This is a genomic window from Legionella jordanis, from assembly GCF_900637635.1.
Classification (GTDB): domain Bacteria; phylum Pseudomonadota; class Gammaproteobacteria; order Legionellales; family Legionellaceae; genus Tatlockia; species Tatlockia jordanis.
Genome location: NZ_LR134383.1, coordinates 1908085 through 1923503, shown reverse-complemented (window position 1 = coordinate 1923503; position 15419 = coordinate 1908085). Strand labels below are relative to the sequence as shown.

The window sequence follows — 15419 nt, the reverse complement described above, 5'->3', positions numbered from 1 at the left end:
GTCGTTCAGCTAAAGGGAATTACAATTGAAAAAATTATTTATCATCCTTTTGTTTGGCTTGGCTATAAATTTTCCTATTGTTTCCTTTTCCACTCCAGTGAAAACACAGATTATTGATTTAACTGTGGGCTATAAGGAAGTTCAGTTCACGGGGCAACGTCGTCTAGCCGTGGCTGTAAATAATCAAATTCCGGGACCGACCTTGCACTTTAAAGAAGGGGAGAGGGTACAAATTAATGTCCATAATCATTTAAACAAAGGAACGACGATTCATTGGCATGGGCTTTTAGTACCATGGCAAATGGATGGCGTCGAACATGTTACGCAACAAGCCATCCCTCCAGGAGGAGTATTCCATTATGAGTTTACGCCTCTTCAGGCCGGCACTTATTGGTATCACGCACATTCTGATGCTCAAGAGCAAGATGGACTGTATGGTGCGATTATTATCGATCCGCTTTCCAAGCCAGATTATCGATACAACAAAGATTTTGTTATTGTCCTTTCTGACTGGAGCAACGGTGGAGGTGAGCAGGTGTTTGCCAATTTAAAAAAAGATGGCGATTACTATGCACCTCGTTTTGCTCTGCAGCCCTCTCTCATGAAGTTTCTTCATGATTACCGTCAGGCTTCCCGCGAAGAACGAAAGTTGCTGATTGCTGATTATCGCTCAATGCAGCAAATGCGTATGAGTATTTATGATATAAGCGATGTCGCCTACGATGCTTATCTTTTAAATGGAAAGACGTCTGCAGATCCCTGGCAAGCGTCTGTTACAGTAGGGGATGTAATCAGGCTCAGATTCATTGGTGCTGGCGGCAGCACCATTTATCGCGTCAAAATCCCGGGTGCCAAAATGCAGGTAGTCCATGTGCAGGGCAATGATGTTACTCCCCATAACGTTGATGATTTCAGCATTGCTCCAGGGGAAACTGAAGACGTATTGGTCAAAGTTAAAGATCATCGTCCTTATATAATATACGCCGAATCCATCGATACCATCGGGAAAGCGATGGGCGCATTAACAACCAAACCGAAGCAATTCGTGAATTACCAGGACATAATACCTTTTCCTGAGCCGAAACCCGTTACCCGGGACATGATGGCCAATATGATGGCATCCATGTCTCATGGTGATTCAATGGGTTCAAAGCCAAGGGCAACAATTCATTCTAATCCTTCTATGCTCAGGACAGCTGACCATTCTCATCACAAGGGGGATTCGGCCAAGTCTCATCAGAGCGCGGGGGCTTCCCAATCTGTAAAACATTCTACGCCATCAATGACAGGGCAAAAAACTCATCACAATATGAACATGCATAGTGCTCATCCAGATAAAATCAAAGCAGGGATAAACGTATCCAAGTCCATGGGCAATCAATCCATGCCGATGCATAGCATGACCATGCCGACAGAGCCCACCCTCGTTGGTGATAGATTTACAGGTTTTAATGCAAAAGCTGCAAAAATAAAAACGATAGGGACCAAATATCAGTCTTTAAAAGCTGCTGTAAAAACAAACAATCCTGCTAAAGCAGTTGACAGCGTCATTCGTATGGAATTGTTTGGGTATATGGATCGTTATCTCTGGATGATTAATGGATTGCCAGAGTATCGTGCAAAACCTATTTTAATTGAGCCGGGTAAGCGGTACCGCATTATATTTACTAATAATTCAATGATGCGCCATCCTATGCATCTTCATGGACACTGGTTTATATTAAGAAATGGTCACGGCAGCCATGACCCATTACTGCATACTATTGAAGTACCTCCAGGAGCCACGGCAGTAGCTGATTTCGACAGTGATGCGAGTGGCCAGTGGTTTTTCCATTGTCATCACCTTTTTCACATGATGGCCGGTATGGCCAGAGTTTTCCAATATGAAACGATCATTGAAGTAGCTGCTGGTCAAATGAAACCCGAGCGGGACATTTCACGCAGCGCTTATGTGAACCGTCCTATTGTTCGCGTGGATGAACAAATTCCCCTGGATAGGAGCTTAATTCCTCATCCCATAGGGCACCCGCAAGGGTTCTTTTTTGCTAATTTTCTCGAAGTGGATGCTGATCCATTTCATAATGTTCAAGAGTTGACCTTTAGGGGGTTATACGGCGGAGACTACCAAAAGCTGGAATTATTCGTGAATGATGCGGAGTTAAACCAAGGCAGTGTCGAAGATGCGGACATAGACATTTTTTATTGGCATCTACTTAGCCAATTTTGGGCGATCAAAGGGGGAGTAAATTATTTTAATCAACCCGCCAGAAGTCCTTATTGGCAACCGGGCATTGGCATCGAAGGACTAATGCCTTACTTCATTGAAACCGATTTAAGGACTTACTATTACAACGGCAGCTTCAAACTGGATCTTGAATTATCGCGAGCTACGCAAATCAGCAATAATTTGTTTATAGAAACGGCTGTGCGCAGCATCTTGGCTACCAAGACCGTTACACGAGCTGAACTGGGGAACGGTTTAAACCAAATGCGTTACACGCTAAGACCCTTTTACCGTGTTATGCCAGGCTTGGGTATCTACACAAAATTGGAATACGACCAATATTACGGTGCCTTTCGTAAGATTTTGAATCATTCGGGAGAATCCTCAAGTGAAACAACGGTTTCTTTTGGGGTGGCTGCTATTTTTTAACGAATTTGGCGAAATGTTTAACTTATGAAACAAAGCAAAAAAGAGAATTGGGACGCATTGCAGGAAAAAGTTAACTTCCTGAAAAAGCCGGTGGCTTATCTTGAAAAATGCACAAGGATTAAAGCCATTGAAACTCATATGTCCTGGGTTTTTCTAACGGAGCATTATGCCTATAAACTAAAAAAACCCGTAACACTGCCTTTTCTGGATTTAAGTTCACTGTCTGCCCGAAAGACAAATTGTTGCAAGGAATGCCGCATCAATCAGGAACTCGCTGCCGGGATTTATTTAGAGGTTCTACCTCTAATGAAAAATGAGCGGCAAGAATTCTTGACGGTTGGCTCGCAAACCCAAGGTGAGGTGGTGGATTATTTATTAAAAATGAAACGAATACCACTTCATTTAACCTTAGATAGAGTTCTTACCGACCAAGCCCAATTCTCTGTGGCTAAGCTAAAGGAAGCAGCAAATGTATTGCTGCAATTTTATCAAAAAGCACAACCTATTAAATTAAATTCAAATGATTTTCTGCAGAGACTTAAAAATTTTATTCAGGCAAACATGGATGTGCTTGGCAACTCACATTACGGTTTGCAACCAATAGCTGTTAAGCGGTTACATGAATGGCAGCTGTGCGAACTGCAGGCTTTAATCCCATTAATATCTCAAAGAGTAGATAACGGACAAATCAGGGACTGTCATGGTGATCTGCGACCTGAACACATTTGCTTAAGTGATCCTCCGGTTATTATTGATCGCCTGGATTTCAATGATGATTTGAGAATCATCGATCCTTGCGATGAGTTGGCTTATTTAACCCTGGAGTGTGAATTCCTGGGGAGAGCGGATGCTGGGCAGCTGTTTATAACTGTTTATGAGCAAAAAACTCAAGATTATTTGTCCCCTCGTTTAATTGCTTTTTATAAAAGTTTCCGCGCTTGTCTGCGTGCCCGAATTTGTCTTTGGCATTTGGATGATCCGAGAATTAGCAAACCTGCCGCATGGCTTAAAAAAGCTAAGATGTATGTTAATCTAGCCTTACAAGCATTGGATCAAGAAGCAAAATCAAAAGGGTAGCGCTCCATCAATTCAACCACAGAGCCATTTTCATAAATCCGTTTAATGGCTTCTGCAAATAACATAGTGGCATCCAGCAACTCGATTTTTTTCAGTAGCGATTCATGCAAACGAAAAGGAGGCAAAGTATCCGTGATAATTATTTTTTCAAGATAATCCGTGGCTAAAAGTTGGTTTGCATGGCCTACAAAAAGCCCGTGGGTCGCGCAAGCGAGGATTGTTTTGGCCCCCTGCTTATGCAAGGCTTCAACTGCTAGTCTCATCGTGGTACCTGAGCTGATGATGTCATCAATAATGATTGCTACGCGGTTTTTTACCTCACCTACGATGTATTCACTGGTTTCTACCAGGCCAGAACTTCTCTTTTTATCAAGAAAAGCTTTGGCTACTTCTCGCTGCAAAAGTTGAGAGAGCGTCTCTTGCAGTTGTTCAGCCCTTTTGGTGCCACCAGCGTCTGGAGAAACTACCACTAAGTCTTCATTGTTTAGCCGTTTTGCTAAATAACTGGCAAAAATAACCCGGGCTTCGAGATTTTCAGTGGGTACACGAAAGGCATTCTGAAACGCGGCTAAATTATGTACATCCATGCTTACGATTCGATCAGTACCCACGGCTTCAAACAATTGCGCCATGTATCTCATCGTAACGGGATCTCGAGCTTTAGTTCGCCTATCTTTCCGAGCATAAGCAAAATAGGGCAGAAGTACTGTAATCTTAGCGGCTGAAGCATCGCGCAAAGATGCAATGAAAAATAGAAGTCGACACAGTTTGTCATTTACCGTGAGCTTTCCATCACTGATAAGGGTTTGCAAGATGAAAACCTGTTGGCCTCTGACGTTGTCTAGAGAGCGTATTTTATGTTCGCCATCCTCAAAATCCGTTTCTTCATGGCTCGCCAGTTCAATGCCAAGGTGGGCAGCGATCTTTTCCCCCCATTCTTTTGCTGAATTGAGTGCAAATAATTTCATATCCATATGAATCTCACGTTAAATAATGTCTCAATTTCTTGGCTAATAATGGATTGCTCGCTAGAAAATTTTCCTTAATTTGAGTTGAACCTAATCGATAAGCAATGGTAGGGCTAATTGCTGTCACGACGACTCCCCCAGCTTCTTCCAGAATAATTTCAGGCGCGCAGAGATCCCAAAAATGACATCGTTTGGAAAAATTAAAATAAAAATCTGCATTTCCTTGGGCTATTTGCCCAAATTTAAGTCCAATTGAACCCATTTGAAAGCTGTCAGAAACCTGAAGCTGTTTGGCAAGATGATCTGCTTTGGTGCTCCAATGGCTGCGGGATTGAATCAAGGTGGCACGCTTTGGATCGATTACATCTCGAACGCTTAGATGTTTTTTCCCTGCAGGGTTTACAAGACAAGCACCCGCATGTTTCACCGCATAATAGAGATTATCCAAATCGGGTTGATAAACCACGCCCAGTTGAGGTCTGCCTTCAACGGTTAAACCAATCATGATGGACCAATCCTCACTGCCAGCGATGAATTCATTGGTTCCATCGATTGGATCAATGAACCAAATGCGCTGCGTGTCTTTATGTGCTGGTAAGGGCTCTTCTTCTGAAACAAGAAGGTCATTGGGAAAATAATGCTTAAGCTCACGCACGAGGAGTTGGCTTGCGGCTTGATCAGCTTCAGTAACCAAGCCTAAATCAAACCCTTTGTCCTGTATGCGATAACCTTTTTTCCTTATGGTGGAAATTAATTCCCCTGCCGCTTTAGCAAGTTCGATGCTTGTATCCAACTCCATTGCGAAAGGGTGATTTTTTTTCAGAAAATCACTCAATTTTTTTCCCTAGGGTTGAGGATTAGTGTCGAAATAATATACCCATTGAGCAAATCGGTTCATAAAATTTTGCAGGAATTCTTCCGTTTTATCATTAGACAGATTGCCGTTCTGGTCAAACAGTTGATCCACATGACCTATGTAGGCTTCAGGCTGTTGCATGCAAAATATGTCAAGGAAAACAAAAGTCTGGCGTAAATGATGATTAGCCCCAAAAGCTCCTGGAGCTCCTGGCGATGCACTGATTACAGCACCAGGTTTAGCGGCCCAAACGCTTTTTCCATAGGGCCTTGACCCTACGTCAATGGCATTTTTAAGAGGAGCAGGAATAGAGCGGTTGTATTCTGGGGTGACGAACAAAAGCCCTTCGGTTTCCCGCATTTCATTACGAAAGTCAACCCACTCAGGAAAGGGATGGTTTTCATCGTCAGGATCCTGATTATAAATGGGCAATTGGCCGATTTCGACCATTCTTAATTGCAAGGAGGGAGGAGCCAGTTTAATTAAAGCATTGGCTAATTTTCTATTCCATGATTCCTTACGCAGGCTTCCCACGATTACTGCTACTTTTTTTGCCATTTCTGACCTCTTATTATGTTCCTGTTCACTCCATTAAAGTATTAAAGTAAACAGTAAATCTTCCGAGTGCAACGTTTCCATGAAGATTTTGTTGAATAATTCATTGAGCTGGCTCAAACTAATTTCCTGAGTAGATGCATCCTGCTGCATGCCTGTTTGCATCTCGCAAAAGAAAGGAATGTAATGACTGGACACTTCTTGGATCAATTTTTTAATCCGTCTTCAATAGCTGTAATTGGGGCAAGCGAACGTAAATCATCCGTTGGGGAAAAAGTATTTAGCAACTTGTTGACGAGCTATTCGGGCAAGCTGTTTCCGGTGAACCCAAAACACAATCAAATTGGGGGACAGAAGTGTTATGCTTCGGTTAAGGCGATTAGTGATTCTATTGATTTGGCCATTGTAGTTACGCCGGCGAATAGTGTTCCTGATGTAATTGTTGAGTGTGGTGAGAAAAACATTCGTCATGCCGTAATTCTTTCTGCTGGATTTGCTGAGACCCCAGAGGGTAAGGAATTGCAAAACAAAGTAGTGGAATTGGCACAGCAATACCGTATCCGTTTAATTGGTCCTAATTGTCTTGGCATCTTGAGGCCCTCGATTGGTCTTAATGCGACCTTTCAAAATAGCCAAATTCGCACAGGGCATTTAGCTTTTGTGTCACAATCCGGAGCACTTTGCGCTGCGATTTTGGATTGGGCGGTTGATGAGCAAATTGGCTTTTCCACTGTTATTTCCATGGGAAATAGTGCCGATATCGATTTTGGTGATGTTCTGGAATATTTGGCTTTGGATGAGCAAACGGATTGCATCCTTCTTTATATTGAAGGTATTCACCACGCTCGCTCGTTTATGAGTGGATTGAGAGCAGCCTCAAGATTAAAGCCGGTTATTGCTATCAAAGCAGGACGCAATAGCAAGGGTTTGCAGGCTGCCATCTCTCATACTGGCGCTATGATTGGTGGAGATGATGTGTTTGATAGCGCTTTGCAACGAGCAGGTGTAGTTCGCGTTAACAGTGTAAAGGAGCTGTTTACAGCAGCGGAAGTATTCTCTGCTTCACGCCCAACCCAAGGAAATCGTTTGTTTATTGTCACCAATGGCGGTGGCGCAGGGGTTATGGCAGCAGACAGAGCCAGTGATTTAAATATCCAATTGCCTGTGCCTGCCCATGAATTGCTCTCGACTTTGAATCAGGAGTTACCCCAACAATGGTCGCATCACAATCCCATTGATATTTTGGGGGATGCCACTCCAAAACGTTATCAACAAGTGGTGGAAGCCTGCCTAAAAGACAAGGATTGCGACGGCATTTTGATTATACTTGTGCCTGTTTCCATGTCTGAACCGCTAGAAGTAGCGAAGCACATTGTTGAAGTAAGCAAACAATCAAGCAAGCCCATTATTGTGTGTTGGATGGGCCAGGAACAGGTTAAGACTTCATGGGAATTGTTTGCAAAGAATAAAATTCCTTGCTTCAGCACCCCTGAAGCCGCCGTTGAGGCATTTTCTTACCTGGCCAACTACCACCGCAATCAACAACTGCTTTTGCAAGTCCCTGCTCCAATGGCATACCCAGGTGAGTCCGATACAGCAGGCGCACAATTAATCATTGAAGCTGTCAGCGCAGAAAGGCGAAAAATTCTCACCCCCATGGAATCAAAGGCAATACTTAAAGCATTTGGTATTCCAATCAATTCAACCATACTTGCACGAACGGCATCGGAAGCCCTTATTGCTGCGGAGTCTCTTGGATTTCCTGTGGTCATGAAAATTCATGCCCCCGAAATCACCCATAAGCAGGATGTGGGCGGAGTGCAGCTTAATATACGTAATGCTGAGTCAGTACGCAGCGTTTTTAACCAACTGGTTGAAAATGCCCAAAAAAACCGGCCAGAAGCCAAGATTATTGGTGTGACTATTGAATCGATGTATAAGACAGCCAATGATCGCGAACTCATGATAGGTATGATCAAAGATCCTGTCTTTGGGCCAACGATTAACTTCGGCGCAGGTGGAAGTCTCGTTGAAGTGATGCAAGACCGCGCTATTGCCCTACCACCATTGAACAGTTATCTGATTACTAATTTAATTTCCCGCACCAGGGTGGCTAAGCTACTGGGCGAGTTTCGTAATAAACCGGCGGTAAACATTGACGCCATTCATCAAGTGCTGCTGCGGGTTTCAGAAATGGTCTGTGAAATCCCGCAGATTCAGGAGATGGATATCAATCCTTTGATTGTGAATGATAAAGAAGTTATTGCAGTGGATGCGCGAATTGTGATTAATTTTGAAGCACAAGTCATTCCTTATAGCCACCTTGCCATTCATCCCTATCCCAACGATTTAGTGTCCCTGTGGCAACTGAGTGACGGCACCGAGATAACAATTCGCCCGATTCGTCCAGAAGATGCCCGTCTTGAACAGAAATTTGTTTCCCATCTTTCGGCGAAGGCGAAGCATTTTCGTTTCATGGGAGCGGTGCAGGAGTTAACTCCTGAAATGCTTAAAAGGACTACGCAAATCGACTATGAACGTGAAATGGCCCTGGTAGCAACCCGAAAGAAGCAATTGCAAGAAGAAATTCTCGGAATGGCGCGCTATGTCACCAATCCCGATTTACAATCCTGTGAGTTCGCCTTGGTTATAGCCGATGATTGGCAAAATAAGGGGCTTGGAACCCATTTAATGGTTTGCCTCATGGAAGCGGCCAAAGCCAAGAATTTGAAGCTCATTGAGGGTGCCATTCTCGCGAACAATGAGACCATGCTGACTCTGGTGGAAAATTTGGGATTTACAATGAAACAAGATCGTAATGATCCGAATTTAAAAATGGTCAGTAAGCAATTGTACTAATTACATAAGGCTGGCTTTAGGAATTCTCATGTCTTTTATTTTAAGAATTCAAAAATCCCCAGGGACAGGCTAAAACCGGCAATCACTAGACTGAGCAAGCGAGAAAGCAGGATGGAGCGTTCCTTCGCTTTTCGAATTAATGTTGAAATAAGCCAGCCATTTAAGCCATCCGCTGACATCATTCCCATCGTGAAAAGGACTCCGAGCCATAAAGGAATCCACCAGTGGGTGAAGATGGACGCTGAGACTGAGAAGAAAATGACTTGGCTAAAAGTATCAAAAGACAGCGCAAATAAGCCGCCAATGCCAATGATCATCAGCCGGTTAAATCTCTTGGGCAAACAATGGGCCAGCCAATGGTTTTTAAGCACTTTTTCTGTTTGCATGGATGGGGTTAACAATTGCCACAGACTGAATCCACCCAATGCTAGTAAAAAGAATTGCGAAATAAGTTTGCCAGATGTTTCAAGCCAAACTGGAGCTTCAGTCACTCCTTTGGCAAGGATAAGGCTTGCAATGATGACTACTACGCCATGGCCAAAGGAAAATAAAACACCCACTTGCCTTGACAAGTGATCATGGGTCGGGATGGTTCTGCTGATGCAATCAATTGTGGCAAGATGATCCAAATCAAGCCCGTGACGAATTCCCAAACCAAATGCGAGCATAAGAAAAAACAGGAGCGAATGTTCCATAAATGTTTTTTTCTTGCATTAGCGATTGAAGATGAGAAATAGTAATATATTTTCCGATAAAAAAATATGAGAGCAGAATGCATGAACTCTCCCTTTGCCAACGTATCCTGGATGTTGTAAATGAGTATCTAAATGGTGTTTCATGCCAACGGGTAAAGATCATTCATCTGGAAGTTGGCCAACTTAAAGCCATAAACCCTATGGCGCTTACCTTTGCTTTTGAGGTGCTGACAAAGGGGAGCAAATTGGAGAATGCCTGCTTGGATATTTACGAAATTGAAGGCCTGGCAATTTGTGACAACTGCCATAAAACTGTTAAGCTAAAACACTATGGTGAGCCTTGTAATTATTGCCACCAATATCATTTAACCTTGCTTCAAGGAGATGAATTGCGCTTGAAGTCCATGGAGGTAGAATAATGTGCGGCTTATGCGGTTGTGGCGATGAACATGTGCACTCTGAGGATGATCATCACCATGATCATCATTCCGAAGGGCTCATTCAAATTGAGCAGGATCTACTTTTTAAAAATCAGGAATTTGCCAGGGCGAATGCCAGGTATTTTCAAGAACGCCAAATTACCGTCATCAATCTCATGTCTAGTCCGGGTTCAGGAAAGACAACCCTGCTAAAAAACACATTCACTGATCTAAGCAACAGACAATCGATGGCGGTCGTTGTTGGCGATCAGCATAGCGATTATGATGCTTGCGCCCTGCAGTCTGTGGGTATGGAAGCCATGCAAATCAACACAGGACACGTATGTCATTTGGATGCCCACATGATTGCTCATTCCTGCTCAGATTTAGCAATGATGTCCGGCAGCATTTTATTTATTGAGAACATAGGAAATCTGGTTTGCCCAGCCTTGTTTGATTTGGGAGAGGCTTATAAGGTGGTGATACTTTCCGTCGCTGAAGGTGACAGCAAGCCATTGAAATACCCTGAAATGTTTCGCAAAGCGGATTTACTGCTTGTAACCAAGGTAGATCTATTGCCTTATGTGGATTTCGATTTGAACCGCTGTGTTGACTATGCAAAAAGGGTTAATCCAAAACTGGAATATTTAAGTTTATCGGCCAGGTCTGGCGAGGGACTGTCGACTTGGTATGACTGGTTATTAAAAAAACGGATTGCACCGGTTTGAGAAGATTTCGATATTTAATTACAGGTCTTGTTCAGGGAGTAGGTTTTAGGCCACAGGTTTATCGCATTGCTAAGGCCCTGAAACTGACCGGTTGGGTAAAAAATAATGTTTCAGGGGTTCTTATTGAGATACAAGGAAATGCCGTTGATTTGTTTCTTTCCGAATTAATGGCGAACTTACCCTCCTTAGCCAGAATCGATGCGCTCCAATCGAGTGAAATCCCGATACTTAGGCAAGAAAAAGAATTTGAAATCATTCAAACAGAAGGAGGGATAGCCAATACGATTATTGCCCCTGACACTGCTATTTGCCGGGATTGCTTAATGGAATTATTTGATCGCCAAAGCCGCTATCATTCTTATCCTTTTTTAAATTGCACCCAATGTGGGCCAAGAATTACCATCACACGTCAGCTGCCCTATGATCGCAATCAAACCACCATGAGCCTCTTTCCCTTATGCCAAGATTGTCATCAGGATTATTCCACCCCGGGCAATCGTCGTTACCATGCACAGCCTACTGCCTGCATGCAATGCGGACCTAAGCTTTCCACCTCCATTGAGGACATCAGCAAAACCCTAAAGACAGGTCAAATTGTAGCTTTAAAAGGATTAGGGGGTTATCAATTGCTTTGTGATGCCAGCAATGAAGAGGCTGTTTTGCGTTTGCGGAAAAGAAAAAACCGCGAAGCCAAACCTTTGGCAGTTATGTTGCTAAATGCCGTTACCGCTTCCCACTATGCCTTTATTGAAGAACAAGCCCAAGAAGAATTGGAGAGTCCGGCACGACCCATTGTGTTACTCGAGAAGAAAAACAACAATTTGGCAAAAGCCATTGCCCCTGGGTTATCTCACCTCGGCATCATGTTGCCTTCAACGCCGCTTCATTACCTTTTGTTTCATGCATTGCTGGGGCATCCCGACAATTTGCAATGGCTTGAGCAGTTTCATCCATTCGCACTGGTTGCGACCAGCGCCAATGCATCAGGTAACCCTCTGATTATTAATGATGACGAAGCGGAGTTTGAATTGTCCAGCATCGCTGACCTGATTGTTTCTTACAACCGCCAGATTGTAACGCGCATGGATGATTCGGTGATTCGCATGATTGATGGCAAAGCTGCATTCATCCGTCGGGCACGTGGATATACGCCTCAACGGATTAAACTAGCCCATGAGATTCCCTCTACCTTAGCCTTAGGTGGGCACTTAAAAAATACATTTTGCATCACCAGAGGCGATGAAGCCTTTGTTTCTCAACATATTGGTAGCCTTTCCAACAGAAAGACCATTGAATTTTTACATGAATCTCTAGATTATTGGACTAAATTTCTCAATGTAACTATTGAATGCATGGCTTGCGATTGGCATCCTGATTTTTACAGCAGCCATTTGGCTAATGACTTAAATAGACCGCTTTTTCCAGTGCAGCATCACCACGCCCATCTGGCCTCAGTTATCGCAGAACAGCAAATCCTTGAGCCAGTACTTGGACTTGCTCTGGATGGATACGGATATGGTGAAAACGGTGAAGCCTGGGGAGGTGAATTGCTGCTGTTGCAGGATGGAGTTTTCCAAAGGTTGGGTCATCTTAAAGCATTGCCAATGCCTGGGGGCGATATGGCGGCTCATGAACCCTGGCGAATGGCAGTGGCTGTGTTATCCCTTTTAGGGGAAACAGAGGAAATCGAGAAGCGTTTTTCGGCACAATATCAAAGCATGAGAGTAATCGAATTATTAAGAAGTGCTTCCTACCCTCACAGCAGCAGTTGTGGGCGGCTGTTTGATGCAGCCAGCGCTTTGCTGGGTATTTGTGCCATTTCACAGTTTGAAGGCCAGGCAGCCATGCAACTGGAAAGTTTGGTTACTAAACCTGAGACAATTGAAGGGGGCTGGCTAATCGAAGAGGGTGTACTCTCTTTATTACCTATGTTCAAAGAGCTTATAAATGTTGATGCCGCTTCGGGTGCCAATCAATTTCATGGTACTCTAATTTCAGCCTTAATGGATTGGCTTCTAGATGCTGTTAGGGTAACAGGCATTCGCAAAATAGTACTAGGGGGTGGATGTTTTCTTAACCGCGTATTATCGGAAGGACTGCTCAACAACCTGCGCCAACATCACATTCAGGTTTACTGTCCGCGCCATTTACCAGCCAATGATGGTGGTTTGTCATTAGGGCAAGCCTGGATAGCCGCTCATTTACTATAAAGGGAATTTTTATGTGTCTTGCCATACCCGCAAAAATTAGCAAATTGCTTGCCGAGGACAGGGCTATTGTGACACTCGGTGGCATCGAACGAGAAATTTCAACTGTGTTGCTTGAGGAAGTCGCTGAGGGAGATTACGTCATCCTTCATGTTGGATATGCATTGACAAAACTGGATGAAAACGAGGCTGAAAAGACTTTGGCATTGTTTGCCAACATGATAAGTGGAGACGCGTCATGAAATACATTGAAGAGTTTCGTAATTCGGAGTTTGCCAAGGTTTTAATTGATGCCATTAAAAAAGAAGCAATGGAAAAATCCTATCGCTTTATGGAGTTTTGTGGCGGGCATACACATGCCATTCATCGTTATGGACTTCCAAGCTTATTGCCTGCGCAAATTGAAATGGTACACGGACCGGGTTGTCCGGTGTGTGTGTTGCCAATCAGCAGGATTGATCAAGCCATTGCCCTGGCCAGTATTTCAAATGTCATTTTATGCAGCTATGCCGATATGCTCCGAGTCCCGGGTTCAAACCAGCAAAGTTTGCTTCAATGCAAAGCCAATGGCGCTGATGTGCGCATGTTGTATTCAGTTGATGATGCTTTGCAGGTGGCAAAAAAAAATCCGCACAAAGAAGTTATTTTTTTTGCCATTGGTTTTGAAACAACCACAGCACCTACGGCTTTTGCTATTTTAAAGGCCAAAAAGATGGGTTTGTCGAATTTTACGGTGTTTTGCAGCCATGTGCTTACGCCAGTTGCCATGGATAATCTTTTGCACGACTCTCATACAGCCTCCTCACTTACAGGCTTTGTAGGCCCTGCTCATGTGAGTATCATCATTGGCAGCAAAGCTTATGAAAACGTCAGTAAAAAGTATCGAAAACCGGTGGTTATTGCTGGTTTTGAACCTCTGGATGTTCTGCATGCGATTTTGATGCTTATCAGGCAAATGAATGAGAAGCGATGTGAGGTGGAAATTCAATACAGTCGAGCTGTATCGTTAGAGGGAAATTTTAAATCGCAGCAGATGATTCAGGAGGTTTTCGAGCTTAGGGAAAGTTTTGGCTGGAGAGGCTTAGGACAAATCCCTGAAAGCGCCTGGCAAATTAAAACTGACTATGCCAGTTTTGATGCTGAGAAGCGTTTTGAATTGCCTGAAATTGAGGGCATTGAGCACAAGCAATGCGATTGCAGTGCGATTTTAAAAGGGTTAAAAAAACCAGTGGATTGCAAATTGTTTGCCAAAGCTTGCACGCCGCAAAATCCTTTGGGGGCATGTATGGTTTCTTCAGAAGGGGCTTGCGCCGCCGTTTATGCCTACGGGAGGGCGTTGTAATGACAGAAAGCTTACTGGAATCATGGGGTGGACCTAAATTAAACATAAAACATGGCTTTATTGATTTAAGTCATGGAAGTGGCGGCCGAGCTATGGCGCAATTGATTGAACAAATTTTTCTAAGCGCTTTCGACAATGAATGGCTTGCTCAAAGAAACGACCAGGCTTGTTTTCCAGTGGATGCAGGACGCATGGTGATGACCACCGATGCATTTGTCATTTCGCCTTTATTTTTCCCAGGAGGAGATATAGGTTCGCTGGCTGTTCACGGGACCATTAATGATATTGCCATGGCTGGCGCAAAACCGCGATATCTTTCAGCCAGTTTTATATTGGAGGAAGGTTTTCCCCTTAAAGAATTAAAGCAAATTGTGAATTCGATGGCTCTCGCCGCAAAAGAAGCTGACGTCTCCATAATTACCGGTGATACCAAGGTTGTGGAGCGCGGTAAAGGTGATGGTGTTTTTATCAGCATGACCGGAATTGGTTTTGTTCCGCCCGGAGTGTCCATTTCTGGCGATAAGGCTGAAGTGGGTGATCACGTCCTCTTAAGCGGCTACATGGGAGATCATGGTGTGGCGGTTTTGTCTCAACGCAACAACATGCAATTTTTCACGTCTTTAATCTCAGACAGTGCTCCATTACACAGCTTGGTTGCTGACATGATTGCCGCGGTTCCGGATCTTCACTGCCTTCGTGACCCTACCCGTGGTGGGGTGGCAACGACTCTGAACGAATGGGCGAGGCAATCGGGGGTTGGTTTTTTAATCAATGAAGACAGTGTTCCTGTCAGACAGGAGGTCGCTAGTGCTTGTGAGTTATTAGGCCTGGATCCATTTTATATTGCCAATGAAGGTAAACTTTTGGCCATTTGTGCTCCAGAACAAAGTCAAAGGTTGCTTGAGGTGATGCGAAAGCATCCATTAGGTGAGCATGCTCAAATGATAGGGGAGGTGGTGCATGACCCTAGGCATTTTGTGCAACTTAAGACTAAGTTTGGTGGTTTGAGGATTATGGATTGGTTAACTGGCGAACAATTGCCGAGGATTTGCTAACTTAG

13 protein-coding genes are annotated in these 15419 nt (G+C 43.8%); 9 read left to right on the top strand and 4 right to left on the bottom strand.

Annotation, left to right across the window (positions count from 1 at the left end; all coding sequences use genetic code 11):
* Positions 1-25: 25 nt before the first annotated feature.
* Both EL203_RS08550 and EL203_RS08545 read left to right on the top strand, forming a co-directional pair.
* A complete protein-coding gene (locus EL203_RS08550) occupies positions 26-2653 on the top strand; it encodes a multicopper oxidase domain-containing protein (RefSeq protein WP_058469612.1) in 2628 nt (875 codons plus the stop codon).
* 24 nt (positions 2654-2677) lie between these two features.
* Positions 2678-3730, top strand: a complete 1053-nt coding sequence (locus EL203_RS08545) for a hypothetical protein (RefSeq protein WP_058469613.1) — start codon at positions 2678-2680, stop codon at positions 3728-3730.
* Here EL203_RS08545 and EL203_RS08540 read toward each other — a convergent pair.
* Genes EL203_RS08540 through EL203_RS08530 form a run of 3 tightly spaced genes read right to left on the bottom strand, consistent with a single transcriptional unit; the run spans position 3706 to position 6112 of the window.
* Positions 3706-4704 (bottom strand): ribose-phosphate diphosphokinase, encoded by a 999-nt coding sequence (locus EL203_RS08540; RefSeq protein ID WP_058469614.1) that lies wholly within the window; start codon positions 4702-4704, stop codon positions 3706-3708. The two genes, EL203_RS08545 and EL203_RS08540, sit on opposite strands and share 25 nt — an antisense overlap.
* Before the next feature lie 7 nt (positions 4705-4711).
* Entirely contained in the window at positions 4712-5533 is an 822-nt protein-coding gene (locus EL203_RS08535; RefSeq protein ID WP_058469615.1) for a 3'(2'),5'-bisphosphate nucleotidase CysQ family protein, read from the bottom strand.
* A 9-nt stretch (positions 5534-5542) separates the two neighbouring features.
* Positions 5543-6112 (bottom strand): NADPH-dependent FMN reductase, encoded by a 570-nt coding sequence (locus tag EL203_RS08530; protein ID WP_058469616.1) that lies wholly within the window; start codon positions 6110-6112, stop codon positions 5543-5545.
* Positions 6113-6295: 183 nt separating this feature from the next.
* On the opposite strand from EL203_RS08530, the gene EL203_RS08525 reads away from it, so the two are divergent.
* Positions 6296-8968 carry a bifunctional acetate--CoA ligase family protein/GNAT family N-acetyltransferase gene (locus EL203_RS08525; protein WP_058469617.1) on the top strand — a complete coding sequence of 891 codons (2673 nt, stop codon included), beginning with the start codon at positions 6296-6298 and terminating at the stop codon, positions 8966-8968.
* Between the two features lie 35 nt (positions 8969-9003).
* Here EL203_RS08525 and EL203_RS08520 read toward each other — a convergent pair whose 3' ends face one another.
* On the bottom strand, positions 9004-9663 hold the full coding sequence (locus EL203_RS08520) for a HoxN/HupN/NixA family nickel/cobalt transporter (protein ID WP_058469618.1): 660 nt from the start codon (positions 9661-9663) through the stop codon (positions 9004-9006).
* Positions 9664-9740: 77 nt separating this feature from the next.
* Between EL203_RS08520 and hypA the strand changes: the two genes are divergently transcribed.
* From hypA to hypE, 6 genes are read left to right on the top strand one after another with little or no spacing between them, the layout of a single operon-like run.
* Positions 9741-10082, top strand: coding sequence for a hydrogenase maturation nickel metallochaperone HypA (gene hypA / locus EL203_RS08515; RefSeq protein ID WP_058469619.1), 342 nt, complete (start codon positions 9741-9743; stop codon positions 10080-10082).
* Positions 10082-10810 carry a hydrogenase nickel incorporation protein HypB gene (gene hypB / locus EL203_RS08510; RefSeq protein ID WP_058469620.1) on the top strand — a complete coding sequence of 243 codons (729 nt, stop codon included), beginning with the start codon at positions 10082-10084 and terminating at the stop codon, positions 10808-10810. The genes hypA and hypB overlap by 1 nt, the downstream gene beginning before the upstream one ends.
* On the top strand, positions 10807-13020 hold the full coding sequence (gene hypF / locus EL203_RS08505; RefSeq protein WP_058469621.1) for a carbamoyltransferase HypF: 2214 nt from the start codon (positions 10807-10809) through the stop codon (positions 13018-13020). The genes hypB and hypF overlap by 4 nt, the downstream gene beginning before the upstream one ends.
* 11 nt (positions 13021-13031) lie before the next feature.
* Complete coding sequence (locus EL203_RS08500) at positions 13032-13259, top strand: HypC/HybG/HupF family hydrogenase formation chaperone (RefSeq protein WP_058469622.1); 228 nt, start codon at positions 13032-13034, stop codon at positions 13257-13259.
* A complete protein-coding gene (gene hypD / locus EL203_RS08495) occupies positions 13256-14359 on the top strand; it encodes a hydrogenase formation protein HypD (RefSeq protein WP_058469623.1) in 1104 nt (367 codons plus the stop codon). Before EL203_RS08500 ends, hypD begins: the two co-directional genes overlap by 4 nt.
* Entirely contained in the window at positions 14359-15414 is a 1056-nt protein-coding gene (hypE, locus tag EL203_RS08490) for a hydrogenase expression/formation protein HypE (protein ID WP_058469624.1), read from the top strand. Before hypD ends, hypE begins: the two co-directional genes overlap by 1 nt.
* Positions 15415-15419: the final 5 nt, after the last annotated feature.

Coding starts and splice junctions, on each gene's coding strand:
- EL203_RS08545 (WP_058469613.1), top strand. CDS start 2,678: ATGAAACAAAGCAAAAAAGAGAATTGGGACGCATTGCAGGAAAAAGTT.
- EL203_RS08540 (WP_058469614.1), bottom strand. CDS start 4,704: ATGGATATGAAATTATTTGCACTCAATTCAGCAAAAGAATGGGGGGAA.
- EL203_RS08530 (WP_058469616.1), bottom strand. CDS start 6,112: ATGGCAAAAAAAGTAGCAGTAATCGTGGGAAGCCTGCGTAAGGAATCA.
- EL203_RS08525 (WP_058469617.1), top strand. CDS start 6,296: ATGACTGGACACTTCTTGGATCAATTTTTTAATCCGTCTTCAATAGCT.
- EL203_RS08520 (WP_058469618.1), bottom strand. CDS start 9,663: ATGGAACATTCGCTCCTGTTTTTTCTTATGCTCGCATTTGGTTTGGGA.
- hypA (WP_058469619.1), top strand. CDS start 9,741: ATGCATGAACTCTCCCTTTGCCAACGTATCCTGGATGTTGTAAATGAG.
- hypB (WP_058469620.1), top strand. CDS start 10,082: ATGTGCGGCTTATGCGGTTGTGGCGATGAACATGTGCACTCTGAGGAT.
- EL203_RS08500 (WP_058469622.1), top strand. CDS start 13,032: ATGTGTCTTGCCATACCCGCAAAAATTAGCAAATTGCTTGCCGAGGAC.
- hypD (WP_058469623.1), top strand. CDS start 13,256: ATGAAATACATTGAAGAGTTTCGTAATTCGGAGTTTGCCAAGGTTTTA.
- hypE (WP_058469624.1), top strand. CDS start 14,359: ATGACAGAAAGCTTACTGGAATCATGGGGTGGACCTAAATTAAACATA.